Annotated in this window: 14 protein-coding genes and 1 other annotated feature; of the genes, 10 read left to right on the top strand and 4 right to left on the bottom strand. The window is 26.4% G+C overall.

The window, feature by feature from the left end:
• Positions 1–74 precede the first annotated feature (74 nt).
• From ACZJV1_RS11495 to ACZJV1_RS11480, 4 genes are all read left to right on the top strand, one after another.
• The gene (locus ACZJV1_RS11495) at positions 75–2,267 is read left to right on the top strand and encodes a DNA topoisomerase III (protein WP_463650204.1); all 2,193 of its coding nucleotides are present in this window, start codon (positions 75–77) and stop codon (positions 2,265–2,267) included.
• A gap of 222 nt (positions 2,268–2,489) precedes the next feature.
• A complete protein-coding gene (locus tag ACZJV1_RS11490; protein WP_411168042.1) occupies positions 2,490–2,627 on the top strand; it encodes a hypothetical protein in 138 nt (45 codons plus the stop codon).
• Between the two features lie 129 nt (positions 2,628–2,756).
• Positions 2,757–3,407, top strand: coding sequence for a hypothetical protein (locus tag ACZJV1_RS11485; protein WP_463650203.1), 651 nt, complete (start codon positions 2,757–2,759; stop codon positions 3,405–3,407).
• Positions 3,400–3,723, top strand: a complete 324-nt coding sequence (locus ACZJV1_RS11480) for a hypothetical protein (RefSeq protein WP_463650202.1) — start codon at positions 3,400–3,402, stop codon at positions 3,721–3,723. Before ACZJV1_RS11485 ends, ACZJV1_RS11480 begins: the two co-directional genes overlap by 8 nt.
• A gap of 21 nt (positions 3,724–3,744) precedes the next feature.
• Here the strand turns inward: ACZJV1_RS11480 and ACZJV1_RS11475 are convergent, their stop codons facing one another.
• Both ACZJV1_RS11475 and ACZJV1_RS11470 read right to left on the bottom strand, forming a co-directional pair.
• Positions 3,745–5,256, bottom strand: a complete 1,512-nt coding sequence (locus ACZJV1_RS11475; RefSeq protein ID WP_463650201.1) for a HAMP domain-containing sensor histidine kinase — start codon at positions 5,254–5,256, stop codon at positions 3,745–3,747.
• Positions 5,240–5,914, bottom strand: coding sequence for a response regulator transcription factor (locus tag ACZJV1_RS11470; RefSeq protein ID WP_411168038.1), 675 nt, complete (start codon positions 5,912–5,914; stop codon positions 5,240–5,242). Before ACZJV1_RS11470 ends, ACZJV1_RS11475 begins: the two co-directional genes overlap by 17 nt.
• A gap of 262 nt (positions 5,915–6,176) precedes the next feature.
• On the opposite strand from ACZJV1_RS11470, the gene ACZJV1_RS11465 reads away from it, so the two are divergent.
• From ACZJV1_RS11465 to ACZJV1_RS11455, 3 genes are read left to right on the top strand one after another with little or no spacing between them, the layout of a single operon-like run.
• Positions 6,177–7,415, top strand: coding sequence for a M16 family metallopeptidase (locus tag ACZJV1_RS11465; RefSeq protein WP_463650200.1), 1,239 nt, complete (start codon positions 6,177–6,179; stop codon positions 7,413–7,415).
• A 16-nt stretch (positions 7,416–7,431) separates the two neighbouring features.
• A complete protein-coding gene (gene recX, locus ACZJV1_RS11460; RefSeq protein WP_463650199.1) occupies positions 7,432–8,067 on the top strand; it encodes a recombination regulator RecX in 636 nt (211 codons plus the stop codon).
• A gap of 24 nt (positions 8,068–8,091) precedes the next feature.
• Positions 8,092–9,162 (top strand): transglutaminase-like domain-containing protein, encoded by a 1,071-nt coding sequence (locus ACZJV1_RS11455; RefSeq protein ID WP_463650198.1) that lies wholly within the window; start codon positions 8,092–8,094, stop codon positions 9,160–9,162.
• A gap of 40 nt (positions 9,163–9,202) precedes the next feature.
• Here the strand turns inward: ACZJV1_RS11455 and ACZJV1_RS11450 are convergent, their stop codons facing one another.
• Complete coding sequence (locus ACZJV1_RS11450; RefSeq protein ID WP_411168034.1) at positions 9,203–9,559, bottom strand: tetratricopeptide repeat protein; 357 nt, start codon at positions 9,557–9,559, stop codon at positions 9,203–9,205.
• A 252-nt stretch (positions 9,560–9,811) separates the two neighbouring features.
• Here ACZJV1_RS11450 and ACZJV1_RS11445 point away from each other — a divergent pair, with 252 nt between their 5' ends.
• The 3 genes from ACZJV1_RS11445 (at position 9,812) to ACZJV1_RS11435 (ending at position 14,194) form a co-directional block, all read left to right on the top strand.
• On the top strand, positions 9,812–10,756 hold the full coding sequence (locus ACZJV1_RS11445) for a carbohydrate kinase family protein (protein WP_463650197.1): 945 nt from the start codon (positions 9,812–9,814) through the stop codon (positions 10,754–10,756).
• Positions 10,757–10,853: 97 nt separating this feature from the next.
• Positions 10,854–10,979: a CPC_1213 family protein gene (locus ACZJV1_RS11440; protein ID WP_463650196.1), complete on the top strand. Its 126-nt coding sequence runs from the start codon at positions 10,854–10,856 to the stop codon at positions 10,977–10,979.
• A gap of 128 nt (positions 10,980–11,107) precedes the next feature.
• Positions 11,108–11,335 (top strand) — a binding site (T-box leader).
• A 216-nt stretch (positions 11,336–11,551) separates the two neighbouring features.
• Positions 11,552–14,194, top strand: coding sequence for a valine--tRNA ligase (locus ACZJV1_RS11435; protein WP_463650195.1), 2,643 nt, complete (start codon positions 11,552–11,554; stop codon positions 14,192–14,194).
• A gap of 371 nt (positions 14,195–14,565) precedes the next feature.
• On the opposite strand, the gene ACZJV1_RS11430 is transcribed toward ACZJV1_RS11435, so the two are convergent.
• Entirely contained in the window at positions 14,566–14,997 is a 432-nt protein-coding gene (locus ACZJV1_RS11430) for a hypothetical protein (RefSeq protein ID WP_463650194.1), read from the bottom strand.
• Positions 14,998–15,055 lie beyond the last annotated feature (58 nt).

Genomic DNA, 15,055 nt, shown 5'->3' with positions numbered 1-15,055 from the left:
AAGAAAATAATAAATAAATATAGAGTTTAAGATGCAAGAAGTATATTTACTCTTAAAAGAGAAAGGACTAAGATATGGGAAAAGTATTAGTACTAGCAGAGAAACCTTCTGTTGGTAGAGATATAGCAAAGGTTTTAAAATGTAATCAAAATAAAGGAGCATATATAGAAGGAAATAAGTATGTTATAACTTGGGCACTTGGACATTTAGTTGGGCTTCAAGACCCAGAAGGTTATGATGAAAAATATAAAACTTGGAGTATGGAAACTCTTCCAATGTTACCTAAGTATATGAAGCTTACTGTTTTAAAAAAGACATCTAAACAATTTTATGAAGTTAAAAAACTTTTAAATAGAAATGATATTGAGGAAATAGTAATAGCAACTGATGCAGGTAGAGAAGGAGAGCTTGTTGCAAGATGGACTATAGAAAAAGCAGGAGTTAAGAAGCCTATAAAAAGACTTTGGATTTCATCTCAAACTGATAAAGCAATTTTAGATGGGTTTAAAAATTTAAAGCCTGGAAGTCAGTATGAAAACTTATATAAGGCAGCTCAATGCAGGGCAGAAGCTGATTGGGTAGTTGGACTTAATGCAACAAGAGCTTTGACATGTAAATATAACGCACAACTTTCAGCCGGAAGAGTACAATCACCAACTTTAGCTATGATAGTTAATAGAGAAGATGAAATAAAGGATTTTAAGCCAAAGGATTTTTATACTATATCAGCAAAATCAAATAGAATATCTCTTCAATGGGTTAATAATGAAAATAATTTAAGAATCTTTAATGAAGAAATGGCTAATAAAATATTAAATAATGCAAAAGGACATGATGCTAAAATTACATCAATAACAGAAACTCCTAAAAAGAAATTTGCACCAGCTTTATATGATTTAACTGAACTTCAAAGAGACGCAAATAAAATATGGGGTTATTCTGCAAAGCAAACTTTGTCTATAATGCAAAGACTTTATGAAAATCATAAGATATTAACTTATCCAAGAACTGATTCTAGATATATATCTACAGATATTGTTGGAACTATTCCAGAAAGATTAAAGGCAATATCTATTGGTGAATATAGAATGGCAGCTTCTGAAATATTAAAGGGAAAGATAAACTCTAATAAAAGTTTTGTTGATAATAGTAAGGTAAGCGATCACCATGCAATTATACCTACTGAACAAAAGCCTAATCTAAGTAATTTAAGTTCAGAAGAAAGACATATATATGATCTTGTAGTTAAAAGATTTTTAAGCGTGTTAATGCCAGCCTTTGAATATATTCAAACTAATATAAATGCTGATATTAATGGAGAAAGCTTTATTGCTAAGGGCCAAGTTATAAAGTCAAAGGGATGGAAGTCTTTATATGATAAAGAAAGTTTTGATGAATCATCAAATGAAGATGATTTAAAAGATCAAGTTCTTCCAAGGCTTAATAAAGGTGATACTTTAAATATAAATTCAATAGATTTAAATAAAGGTCAAACTAAACCACCAGCAAGATTTAATGAAGGAACTCTTTTATCAGCTATGGAAAATCCTCAGAAGTATGTTAGTGTAGATAAAGAATCTGCTAAAACATTAAATGAAACAGGTGGACTTGGAACTGTTGCAACTCGTGCAGATATAATAGAAAAATTATTTAATTCATTTGTAATAGAAAAGAGAGGTAAAGAGATAATTCCTACATCTAAAGGAAGACAGCTTATAGAATTAGTTCCAAAAGAACTTAAATCACCACTTTTAACTGCAAGATGGGAAAAAAGGTTAGATGGAATAAGTAAGGGAAAAGAAGATTCTAATATATTTATAAAAGAAATGAAAAATTATGCTGTAGCATTAATTGAATCCATAAAGGGTACAGATAGTAAATTTATTCATGATAATAAAACAGGTAAAAAGTGCCCTAATTGTGGTAAATACCTTTTAGAAGTAAAAGGTAAAAATGGTATTATGAATGTTTGCCAAGATAGAGAGTGTGGATATAGAGAAAGTGTAAGTAGAAATACTAATGCAAGATGTCCAGAATGTAAAAAGAAATTAGAACTTAGAGGCCATGGAGAAGGGCAAATATATGTATGTCCTAATACTAATTGTACATTTAGGGAAAAAGCATCAGTATTTAATAAAAGATTTGACTCTAAATCTGATAAAGTAAATAAAAAAGAAGTAAATAATATAATGAAGAAGATGAAAAAGGAATCAGAACAAGATATTAATAATCCATTTGCTGATCTTTTGAAGAATTTTAATAACTGATACATTAAATTATAAATAAATTTTAATTTAAAATATTACTAGAGACTTAGGTTTTTAGTAATATTTTTTTATATTTTTAGTTTATATAATAATTTTGTAATTATTATATAAACTAAATGTATAATATATAGTATTTAAAATTTAATCTTAATTTAAGAAATTTTAACATATGAATGTATAAATAGACATATGTCAAAAATTAGGTTGTAGGGAGGTCAAAAAATGGAAATGAATGAAACATCATGTATATGTAATAAGTGTGGATACAATTTTGAGGAGTTAAAGGAAGAGTCTTTAATTTTATGCCCTCAGTGTAAAGAAATAAAAAAAATGCAAGATTTTAATTTAATAGAAGAATAAATTTTAAAAGTAGTAGAAATTTTTAATTTCTGCTACTTTTTTATAATAATAAGTAATATATAAGCATATTATTATATAAGACATAACATAACTATTGAAGGGTAATGATTAAAAGGGGGCGTAACACTTATGATTGAAAAATCATTAAATAAGATTTGTAAAAGAAATCAAGACCTCATATACAAGGGAATAAAGTTATTTTTAAAAGATTTTAAAAATCAACATACAGAGTATAAAGTTGAAGGGAACTTAAATGATAGAATAATTATAAAAAGATTTGTAGAATCTCAAAAAGATACAATTAGGTTTATAAGTAAAAAAAGAAATAAATTTAAAAGAGATATATTAAGTATAGAAAATAATATAAATTACTTGCAAAAGAGTTACATAGAATTAGAAAAGGAAAGAGAAGATAAAGTAAGAAGATTGGGTTTGATAGAATTAAGTAATACTGAAGATAATGAAATAGAGTTTGAAAAGTTAAATGATATTATAGAAGCAGTTAATGAAATTAAAAGAATAGAAAAACAAGAAATTAGTAAGGTTAAAAATTTAAGAAAGAATTATGATGAATTTAATAAAACTTCTTATGAAGAAGAAAAATTAGTAGGCGTATTTTTAGATTACATAAAAAAAGAGTTTTTAAAAGAAAAAGGAACTGTAGTTACATCTATAAATTCAGGATATCTAACAGATTTTGATTTGATTTTAAACTATGAGTACATTTCTATTTTAATAAGTGACATGTTAAGTTTTGAGGAGGAGATAATGGGTGGGTAATTATTTAAAAGAAGAAGTTATAAAAGATAACGTAAAAGAAAGACTTAAAGATTTATATAAAGATATAATAATTGATGATATAAGAGGAGAAGTTGAGAAAAGTAAAAATGAAGTTCTAAGCAATATAAAAGAAATAGGAGAAAATAGAAAAATAAATAAGGAGATACTAAATAAATTAGAGCAAATATTAATAATGGTAGATATGTTAGAAAGCAAAGAGGAAAAAGAATTAAGAGGAATTTCACTAAATAGTAAAATAGTTTTAATATTAAATGCTATTCTGTCACTACTAATAATAATTAGCTTTTTTGTATAAAAAGGGATGAAGCTCATCCCTTTATATTATTTCTAAATCATCAGCTCTTTTTAAGGTAAATTGAAATTTTACTCCATCTATTGTGTTAGATAAAGAAAAAGAGCTTTCATGTAATGTTAAAATCCTTTTTACTATTGAAAGTCCTAAGCCATTACTGTTTTTAAAACTACTTCTTGATTTGTCAATTTTGTAGAATTTAGTATAAAGATTTTCAATTTCTTCTTCAGGAATATGAGAGCCTTTATTTTCTACAGAAATATTAATAAAATCATTTTCTCCTAGCACTTCTACTATTACTTTCTCTCCATTAGGAGTATATTTAATTGCATTACTAATGAGATTAGTAAGAACTTGTTCTAATTGAAATACATCTCCAATTACATAGCAATATTCAAACTTAGTTTTGAATTCTATATTTATATTTTTAGATGCAAGTTCTAAAGAAAAACTTTTTATAAGTTTTTGAATAAGTCTAAGTATGTTAAACTTTTCTATAACTAAATCTATATTCCCAGATTCCAGTTTGGATAATTCCAACATGTTTGTTACTAATTTATTCATTTTATTTGCTTCATCTATAATTGTATCTAAATAAACTAAAGCATCTTCACCAGTAGCTATACCATCTTTTAAACCTTCAGCGTAACCTTCTATTATTCCTATAGGTGTTTTTAAATCATGGGAAACACTTGCAACGAAATCCTTTCTCATTTCTTCTAATTTACGTTCTTTTTCTATATCCTCCTGAAGAGTTTTATTTTTTTGCTTTAAATCTTCTAAGGCATTTTTTAAGGTAGATGATAGAAAGTTTAAGGTAACAGCAAGACTTCCAATTTCATCATCTGAGTTTTCTTGGCACCTAGCTGTAAAATCCATTGCAGACATTCTTTTGGCTACTTTATTTATATTGACTAATGGTTTAGAAATCAAATTTGCATATACAGATGATAAGAAAATAGCAATTACACTAAAACCTAAAAATAAATATCCATAAAACTCTTTAGTTACACCAGCAGCTTCGCTAATAGGTTGCATTGATGAAACAGATACAATAATTGAATCATTTTTAGAATTTAATGACATGGGAGATACTATTCCGATTTTCTTTGTATTGCTTAATTTATTTTCAAAAACTCTAGCTTGTGGCTTACCAGAAGTTAAAACTTCATTAATAAGATATTTATCATTAATAAGTTCAGCACAAAATGCAGTTAAAACTTGAAAGTCATCTGTATTTTTACCGTAATTATCTAGAAACTTAATTTTACCATCTAATGAAAGAATAACAACTCTAGAATCTGTCTCTTGTTCAAATCTAAATAATGCATCAGTCAAAAAGTTTTCATCAGCATAAGAATTTAAAGTACTAAATTTACTTGCTTCCTTAATCATGTCTTTTACTTTTCGATTTAAATAGAAATCTTCAAAAAATAAAATTTGGAATAACATACTAAATATTAATACAATAAATATTAATCCAAAAGTTATTAAAAATAATTTTTTTGATATGCTAAATTTATTTTTGTGCTTCAAATCTATATCCACTTCCTCTAACTGTAACTATATAAGATGCCTTGTCTCCAAGCTTTTCTCTAAGTCTCTTTATATTTGTATCAACAGTTCTTAAATCGCCATAGTAATCTAAGCCCCACACATTATCTAGTATAGTATCTCTTGATAAAGCTATACCTTCATTGTCAGATAAATAAGTTAAAAGTTCAAATTCTTTTGGAGATAAATTTATTATTTCATCATTTATTTTAACTTCATGAGATAATTTATTTATAGTCAAACCATTATAGTCATTTGTACTAGAAAATGTGTCTTCAGAGGTTCTCTTAAGTAAAGCCTTAACCTTAGCAATTAATACTTTAGGGGAAAATGGTTTAGTCATATAATCATCTGCACCCATTTCATAACCAAATAATTTATCTTCTTCTTGCCCCTTAGCAGTAAGTAATATAACTGGTACTGTAGAAACCTTTCTTATCATTTCTAAAACTGTAATCCCATCAACCTTTGGCATCATAATATCTAATATAACTAAATCTACTTTATTGCTTATAAAATAGTTAAGACCTTCATCACCATCGGAAGCTTCTATAATATTGAATCCTTCTTTAAAAAAATAATCTTTAAGTAAAAATCTAATACGAGTTTCATCTTCAATTAATAGTATATTTTTTTTCATAAAACCCTCCCTATTATGAAATCTTTAATATAATTATAAATGTCAATACTTATATGGTAAAGATTAATTATGTAAATAAATAAAAAAAGTAATATTTATTTAATTTATGTTACATTTATATAACAAGTAATTATTTGATTTAAAAAGACTAATAATGTAGATTCTTAGTTGAAACATATATATAATTATAGTATTGTATTTAAAATGTAGTCATATTATATTTTTAATAAGCAAAATAATATGAGGAAATAGGTGGATTAATATGTTTAAATTAAATTTTGATGTTGAGAGAAATTTTTTAGATAATGGATTAGAGGTTATAACTATAAAAAAGGATACAAAAATATCATCTATAAATGTAGGAATAAAAGTTGGATCACTTTATGAAGGTATGAATGAAAAAGGAATATCTCATTTTATAGAACATATGCTATTCAAAGGGACAAAAAAAAGGAATTATGAAGAATTAAATGATGAGCTAGAGTTTTTAGGTGGAGAATATAATGCTTATACAGATTATACATCTACAGTGTATACTATAAGCTGTTTAGAAGACGAGCTTAAAAATGCTATTGAAATTTTAGGTGATATGATAATCTGTCCTGAATTTAATGAGAGTGAAATGGAAAAGGAAAGAGGAGTAATACTTGCAGAAATAAGAACAAGTAAAGATGATATAGAAGATTTAAGTTTTAAAAGAACTAATGAAGTAGCTTTTAATAAAAGTCCTCTAAAATATGATGTTGCAGGTATAGAAGGAAATATAAAAAAATATACTAAAGAAGATTTAATTAAATTCTATAAAAAATACTATATAGCAAATAATGCTTTAGTTACAGTTGTGTCTTCTTATGACCATAGTGAAGCACTAAATGAAGTGAAAAAAATATTTTCAAATTGGGAAAGAGGAGTAGAGATAGAAAAAAGTATCCTAGAAGAAGAAAATATTTCTAAGTCAATTACAACAACTAAAGCTAATATAGAACAAAATACTATAGTGTATTTATACACTTTTTATAATTTAAATAGGGAACTAGAGCTTCCGCTTAGAATTTTAAATCATAGGTTAGGGGAAAGTTCTAACTCACTTCTATTTAGAGAAGTAAGAGAAAAAAGAGGATTAGCCTATGATATTTATACTAGTATAGATATGACAAATAGTGTTAAGACTATATATATATATACAGCAGTTGCAGAAGATGATTTAGATGCTGCTATAAATGCAATAAATGAAACAATAGATGGAGTTAAAAATGGAAATTTATCAATTGGAGAGAAAGATTTAGAACTTATGAAGAAAGTTCATAAAACAGCTGTTATCTCAACTTTAGAGGATCCAGCAGAGTTATGTAATTATATGCTTCATCAAGGCTTAGATAGTGAAGATTTATATGAGTTTGTTGGAGATATGGAAAAATTACATACATTAGATATGAATAAAATCCAAGAGGTAGCTAGAAAGGTTTTGAGTAATCCAACAATTCATATACTAAAATCTTAAAGGATTGGAGATAATTATGAGTGTTATTACAAAAATAGAAATACAAAAGAGAAATAAAGAAAGAGTAAATATATATATTGATGAGGATTATTCATTTTCAATAAGTACAGAATTAGTTTATAAAGAAGGACTAAAATTAAATGAGAAAATAGACCTAGAGAAAATTAAAGTAATTGCAAAAGAAGATAATTATTTAAGATGCAAAAATACTGCCATTAGAATAATAGAAAAAACATATAAAAGTGAAAAAGAGCTGAAAGATAAGCTTTTATTAAAAGGATATGATGAAGCAAGTATTAATAAAACATTAAATTTTTTAAAAGAGTATAATTTCTTAAATGATGTAAATTATGTAAAAATGTACGTAAAAGATAAAACTAGGTTGCAAGGAAAAAAGAAAATAAAATATGATTTAATAAAAAAAGGAATAAATGATACTCTTATAGAAGAGGAAATTTCTAATATAAATGAAGATGAAGAAAAAAATATAGCATATAATATGGCTTTGAAAAAATATAATATTTTATTAAAGAGAGAAAATGATAAATACAAATTATCTCAAAAGTTATATAGGTTTTTGTTATCCAAGGGATATAATTATGATATAGTTTCTCAAGCAGTAAAAAGGATAATAGAAATTGATGATATGTAGATTGTTTTAAAAGGAGAGACATTAATGATTACATATTTACCTTATATTTTATGTGCTTTATTAATGGGTTTTTCAATAAAGAGTAGTGTACAAGGATCCTTAGAAGAAGGAAGTGCTAAGTATTCTTTAAATAGATTAATTTATTATTTTTCTATTTTTATGACATTTTTGATCATGCTTACTAATTTAGAAAAAATATATTTAGAAATATTAAAGTTTGTAAGTAATTATTCTAATATTAATTTTGTAAATAACAATTTATTTAAAGCTTTAGTACTAGGAATAGTATTTTTATTTATTCAAACTATAATTTATTGGATTTTAAAGTGTTTAAATAATCCATTAACAAAAGCATATAATATTTTATTAAGTAGAGGAAATTTAGGAATTGTTTTATTTTCAACGCTATTTGGGCTTTTAAAAGGTTTAGTTATAGTATTAATAATGTTTATGAGTATTATAACTTACAATACAACCTTTGGAAGAAGTATGAAAGTTAATTTATTTGATCGTATAAATGGATATAGTACATTAGAAAATATAATGTCTATTAATAAGCCTGTACTATCTTATAATGATTTTAAAGAGTATATTCCATCAAATTCTAATGTAATAGTATATTATAATGGAGTTACATTAGAAGAAGGAATAAAATCATCAGAAGAAATAAACAAAAAGGCTATTGAAATAGTTGGAAATGCTAAAAATGATAGAGAAAAAGCAAAAAGATTATATTCATGGATTGGATCAAATATTAAATATGACTTCTTAAAAGCTGAAAAAGCTTTAGGACCTGAAGGTGTAAGTAATAGTGGAGCAATTGAGGCTTGGAATACAAGAAGTGGAATTTGTTTTGATTATGCTTGTCTTTATGTAGCTATGGCAAAGTCTGTAGGCTTAGGAACAAGGATAGTAACTGGAGAGGCATTTGATGGGCAAAACTATGGACCACATGCTTGGAATCAAGTTTATCTTTCAGATGAAGGAGTTTGGATTAATATAGATCCAACCTTTTATTTAGCAGGAGATTACTTTGACAATAAAGATTTCAATTCAGATCATTTAAATGCTCAAATAGCAGGAGAATGGCTTTAAATTTAGTAAAATTAAAAAGGCTTTTATAACCTATTTAAGATTATAAAGCCTTTTTATTTTTAGACATTATTAAATTTATAGCTTTTTCGCAATCATAGTCAGAATCATCTAGTGACCAGGCTATGTTAAAATAAATAAGGGCTTTTTTGAGTTCTTCTTTCATTGTATAACAATAGGCTAAGTTAAAGAAGTATTTACTTTCTTGCTGCACAGAAAGAGCTTTTTTTATCATTATTATTGCTGAATCAAAATCCTTAAGCTTTATATAACAAACTCCTGCATTATAATAGGAACAAGTTGTACTTTCATCATTTTCAATTGCCCTATTGTAAAATTCAATTGCTTTTTTAAATTCTTTAAGATTATAGTATTTATTACCTTCGTTAAAGTAATTCATTTTTACCTCCAAGGAATATAATTATATGTATTTAAATTATTGACATATAGATAAGCTAATATTCAGTATATGAATATCCAAGGAAAATGTAGCAAGTTTTAGAGAGTTTTAAATAAATAATATAATTAAAGAAGCATAAATAAAAAATAAAATTCGACAAAGTTTGTAAAATTAACTTTATTTTTTTAGCTTTCTCTAATATAATATATTTATGTTTTTTAGTAACGGATTTTAAAGAGCAGGAGAGATGGTATGTATAATAATAATCCTTATATATTAGTATTAGGGGCGTCAATAGTAGATATAATAGGCTTTAGCAGAAAAAAATATAATGGAAGAGATTCTATACCAGGACATATAAAGATATCATTAGGTGGAGTTTGTAGAAACATTGCTGAAAATTTAGCAAGGGTTAATGTTAATACAGAATTTATTTCTATTTTAGGTGGGGATGATCAAGGAAGAAATATTTTAGAAAACTCAGAGCTTATAGGATATAATATGGAACATTCATTAATTTTAGAAAATGAATATACACCTACATATATGGCGATTTTAAATGAAAATGGAGAAATGGAATCTGCAATAGTAGATATGGAAAGTCTTAATAAAATGGAATCTAGCTTTATAAATTCTAGAGCTAATATAATCGAAAATGCAGAATATACTATATTAGATTCAGATAATCCAGAACTTTTAGAGTATATTTTAACTACTTTTAAAGGAAAAACTAAATTTATATTAGATCCTGTATCATCAACAAAGGCAGAAAAAATAAAACATTTAGTAAAATATTTTCATACAATTAAACCAAATAGATTAGAGACAGAGGTTTTATGTGGGTTTAAAATTGAAAGTGACGAAGATTTAAAAAGAGCAGCAGATTACTTCTTATCACTAGGTGTTAAAAATGTATTTATAAGTCTTGATGCAGAGGGTATTTACTATAAGACTTCTAATGAAGAAGGGAAAATAGCTACAAAGGCTGTGGAAGTTAAAAATGTTACAGGTGCAGGAGATTCTTTTGTTGCAGGCGTTGGATATGGATATATGAATAATTTTTCAATTAAGGATACTGTTAAATATGCTATCGCTATGTCAGTAGTTACTATAATCCATGAAGAAACTATTAATCCAAGTATGAGTGAAGAATTTGTTAATGACTTTATAAAAACAATGGAATGGATAGATGGATAAATAATAATTACAAAATTTCACTTTCTTTCTTAGCTTTATATAAAATAAATTAAATTATTTTACATAAGCTAATTATATAAATTTGGAGGTGAAATAAATGAGTAAGAAATCAAAAAATAGTCATAAAAAAAATATAAATCATAATCCTCAAGTGGAAAGTGTCAAGGCAACTTTTGGAGAACCAAAAGCAAAGGAACATAATCCAAAGGATTTTATAATTTAATAAATAGAAGATTTTTTAGGTGCTAAATTTTTATTTAGCACCTCTTTAAATTACTATAATTATTTATTTTTATGAGAATATTGACAAAAATAATAATATGGTATAATATAGCCTTACAAAATCATATAATAAAAGCAATGATAAAGAGGAGTAAGGAATACAAAGTATTAAAAGAGAAAGAAGGTCACCGGCTGAAAGCCTTCTATATAGAGTATCCTGAAGGTAGCTTTTGAGCATCTTTACTGAAATTAAGTAAGTAAAGGCGGCTGTCTTAGTCGTTAATAAATAAAGAGCTTAATATAGAATAATATTTTATATTAAGAAAAAAGGTGGTACCGCGAGTCTTCGTCCTTTTGTGATGAAGGCTTTTTTTATTGCTTAAAATTAAACATTCAAGATTATATTATACTATTTTATTTTGTTTCTAAATTACAAAAGTCAATTTATAGATTAATTATGTGAATCTTAAAGTATGAACCTTCAACTTATACTTAATTGCTATTTACCATTTAGTACATATAATAAAATTTTATTAATTATCTTGAATATATAAAATAAAAGGAGGCAAAAGGATGTCTGAAAAGAAAAACTTAGCAACCACATATAATCCAAAAGAATTCGAAGAAAGAATTTATAAAAATTGGGAAGAAAAAAAATATTTTACATCAATAATTGATAAAAATAAGAAGCCTTTTTCTATAGTTATGCCACCACCAAATATAACAGGAAAGCTTCATTTAGGTCATGCACTTGATAATACACTTCAAGATATGCTTATAAGATTTAAAAGAATGCAAGGATACTGTACTTTATGGTTACCAGGTCAAGACCATGCTTCTATTGCAACTGAAGTTAAAGTTGAAAACGAACTTTTAAAAGAAGGTTTAGTTAAAAAGGAAATGGGAAGAGAAGCTTTCTTAGAGAAGGTTTGGGAATGGTCTGATGAATATAGAGAAACTATAAGAAAACAACTTAAAAAAGTTGGAGTTTCTTGTGATTTCTCTAGAGAAGCTTTTACTATGGATGAAAATTTAAATAAAGCAGTTAGAACTGTTTTTGTTAATCTTTATAAAGAAGGATTAATATATCAAGGAAATAGAATAACTAACTGGTGTCCAAAGTGTACAACAGCTCTTTCAGATGCTGAAATAGAGTATGAAGAAAAAGAAGGAAGTTTTTGGCATATAAATTATCCATTAGCCGATGGTTCAGGAGCTTTAGAGATAGCAACTACAAGACCAGAAACTTTATTAGGAGATACAGCAGTAGCTGTAAATCCAAATGATGATAGATTTAAACATCTTATAGGAAAAACATTAAAATTACCTCTAACAGAGAGGGAGATTCCTATAGTTCCAGATGACTATGTTGATATTGAATTTGGAACTGGTGCTGTTAAAATAACTCCAGCACATGATCCTAACGACTTCCAAGTAGGTCTTAGACATAACTTACCTCAAATAAGAGTTATGGATGATCATGGTGTTATTAATGAGTTAGGTGGAAAGTACCAAGGCTTAGATAGATATGAAGCTAGAAAGCAAATGGTTAGCGATTTAGAAGAACAAGGATTATTAGTTAAGGTTAAACCACATACTCATAATGTAGGAGTACATGATAGATGCAGAACAGTAGTTGAACCTATAATATCAAAGCAATGGTATGTTAAAATGGAATCTTTAGCAAAACCAGCTATAGATGTAGTTAAAAATAATGAAACTAAATTTGTACCAGAAAGATTTGATAAGATATACTTTAACTGGATGGAAAATATTCAAGATTGGTGTATATCAAGACAATTATGGTGGGGACATAGAATTCCAGTTTGGCACTGCACAGATTGTAGAGAAATCATAGTTGAAGTAGATACTCCTACAGTATGTCCTAAGTGTGGATCTAAGCACTTACATCAAGAGGAAGATGTACTAGATACTTGGTTCTCTTCAGCTTTATGGCCTTTCTCAACATTAGGATGGCCTAATAAAACAGATGATTTAGAATATTTTTATCCAACAAACGTATTAGTTACAGGATATGATATTATATTCTTCTGGGTTGCAAGAATGATATTCTCAGGAATAAAAAATATGGATAAAACTCCATTTGATACAGTTTTAATGCATGGTATCATAAGAGATTCTGAGGGTAAAAAGATGAGTAAATCTTTAGGTAATGGGGTTGATCCGTTAGAAGTTATAGATGAATATGGAGCAGATGCTTTAAGATTTATGCTTGTAACAGGTAACTCACCAGGAAATGACATAAGATATATTCCTGAAAGAGTTGAATCTGCTAGAAACTTTGCAAATAAGATGTGGAATGCTTCAAGATTTGTTATGATGAATCTTGATAAAGATATAATGAATAAATATGCTGATTGCAAGGAATATAGTTTAGCAGATAAATGGATACTTTCAAGAATGAATACATTAGTTAAAGAAGTAACTGAAAATATGGAAAAATATGAGCTTGGAATTGCTCTTCAAAAGGTATATGATTTCATGTGGACAGAGTTCTGTGATTGGTATATAGAACTAGTTAAGGGAGTTTTATATGGTGAAGATGAAAAGCAAAAAGGCATAGTTTACAATGTTTTAAATGATGTTCTGCAAACTGGACTTAAGCTATTACATCCTGTAATGCCATTTATAACTGAAGAAATATACACTACTTTAACTGATGGCGAGTCAATAGTAATTTCAAATTGGCCAGAATACAATGAAAGCTTAAATGATGAAAAAGCAGAAAAAGATATGGACTTTATAATTGAAGCTATTAAAGGATTAAGAAATGTAAGAGCTGAAATGAATGTTCCACCATCAAGAAAAGCTAAAGTAATTAGTTATACTACAGATGAATCAAAAGATGCATTCTTATCTGGAGTTCACTATATAGAAAAGCTAGCATCGGCATCTGAAGTATCATTTATAGAAGATAAGTCTATGGTTCCAGAAAATGCAGTATCACTAGTTGTTAAGGGTGGAGAATTATTTATGCCGCTTTTAGATTTAGTAGATAAAGAAAAGGAACTTGAAAGACTAAATAAAGAAAAGAAAAAGCTAGAAGGAGAAGTAGAAAGAATAGATAAGAAATTATCTAACCAAGGCTTCGTAGCTAAAGCACCTCAAGCAGTAATTGATGGTGAAAAAGAAAAGAGAGAAAAATATCAAGAAATGCTAAAAGCAGTTTTAGTTAGAATAGATACTTTAAAATAGGAGATATAATTTTACAATAATAAAATAAAATTCATTGCTATACAACATTAATAGAATTTATTTATTATAAAAAAAGTTGTTTCCAATTTATAGTATTTAGTTTATAATATTTAAGATAAAAGATTTAATAAGATAAAAGGCACTAAAGGCTCTAGCTTAAGCTAGAGCCTTTAGTGTTTAAATGCCTAGGAAAGTATAAAAATTTAAAGTTTTCAAAATGTGATTATAGAAGACTTTTAGTAATTAAATGTGGGAAAGTAGATTTATTTTATACTTTCCTTACCTTCAGTTTGTATGTGGACATATGTAAGTTTACGGTGACTTGGAGTGGAACGACGGAATAAGTAAACTTACATATGTCCACTTTTTTATTAAAACATCTGTAATATAGTATTTGCTAAAGTACTGCTTGGATCTTTTTCAATAACTTCTTCAGCAATTTTTATTGCATCATAAGTTTTTATAAAGTTATTAGGAAGTGTTGAAAAAATAAGAAACCATTCTTTATACTTAAGTTCATCTTTATATTTTAAGGCTTTATTTATATGATTAAATGCTAGGTCTTCATATGACAAAGGTGTCAAAATAATAAAAATAAAATAAGACATTAAATAATGCGAATATGCTAGTTCCTCATAATGTTTTTTGTTTTCAAAAAAATTTATTTTATTAACCAACCAAAAGTAAAAGTTTGTTTGCATATAGTAGTCATAAGATTTAAGTTCAATTAATTTTTCTTCATCTATTTCAAAAATAGAAATTTTATCTAAATTTAATTTTAATGCTTCATTTAAATTATTCATAATAAGCTCCTTCTAGATTATCTATTTATTATTTTAAATTATCTTAATATAAAATACA

It is taken from the genome of Clostridium sp. LS3, assembly GCF_055330225.1.
The sequence above is the reverse complement of the archived record's forward strand: the minus strand, read 5'-3'. Positions and strand labels throughout refer to the sequence as shown.

What these genes read in the sequence shown, in the direction of transcription:
- ACZJV1_RS11440 (WP_463650196.1), top strand. Translation starts at nt 10,854, where the DNA reads ATGAGTAAGAAATCAAAAAATAGTCATAAAAAAAATATAAATCATAAT.
- ACZJV1_RS11445 (WP_463650197.1), top strand. Translation starts at nt 9,812, where the DNA reads ATGTATAATAATAATCCTTATATATTAGTATTAGGGGCGTCAATAGTA.
- ACZJV1_RS11455 (WP_463650198.1), top strand. Translation starts at nt 8,092, where the DNA reads ATGATTACATATTTACCTTATATTTTATGTGCTTTATTAATGGGTTTT.
- ACZJV1_RS11485 (WP_463650203.1), top strand. Translation starts at nt 2,757, where the DNA reads ATGATTGAAAAATCATTAAATAAGATTTGTAAAAGAAATCAAGACCTC.
- ACZJV1_RS11470 (WP_411168038.1), bottom strand. Translation starts at nt 5,914, where the DNA reads ATGAAAAAAAATATACTATTAATTGAAGATGAAACTCGTATTAGATTT.
- ACZJV1_RS11450 (WP_411168034.1), bottom strand. Translation starts at nt 9,559, where the DNA reads ATGAATTACTTTAACGAAGGTAATAAATACTATAATCTTAAAGAATTT.
- recX (WP_463650199.1), top strand. Translation starts at nt 7,432, where the DNA reads ATGAGTGTTATTACAAAAATAGAAATACAAAAGAGAAATAAAGAAAGA.
- ACZJV1_RS11490 (WP_411168042.1), top strand. Translation starts at nt 2,490, where the DNA reads ATGGAAATGAATGAAACATCATGTATATGTAATAAGTGTGGATACAAT.
- ACZJV1_RS11435 (WP_463650195.1), top strand. Translation starts at nt 11,552, where the DNA reads ATGTCTGAAAAGAAAAACTTAGCAACCACATATAATCCAAAAGAATTC.
- ACZJV1_RS11465 (WP_463650200.1), top strand. Translation starts at nt 6,177, where the DNA reads ATGTTTAAATTAAATTTTGATGTTGAGAGAAATTTTTTAGATAATGGA.
- ACZJV1_RS11430 (WP_463650194.1), bottom strand. Translation starts at nt 14,997, where the DNA reads ATGAATAATTTAAATGAAGCATTAAAATTAAATTTAGATAAAATTTCT.
- ACZJV1_RS11495 (WP_463650204.1), top strand. Translation starts at nt 75, where the DNA reads ATGGGAAAAGTATTAGTACTAGCAGAGAAACCTTCTGTTGGTAGAGAT.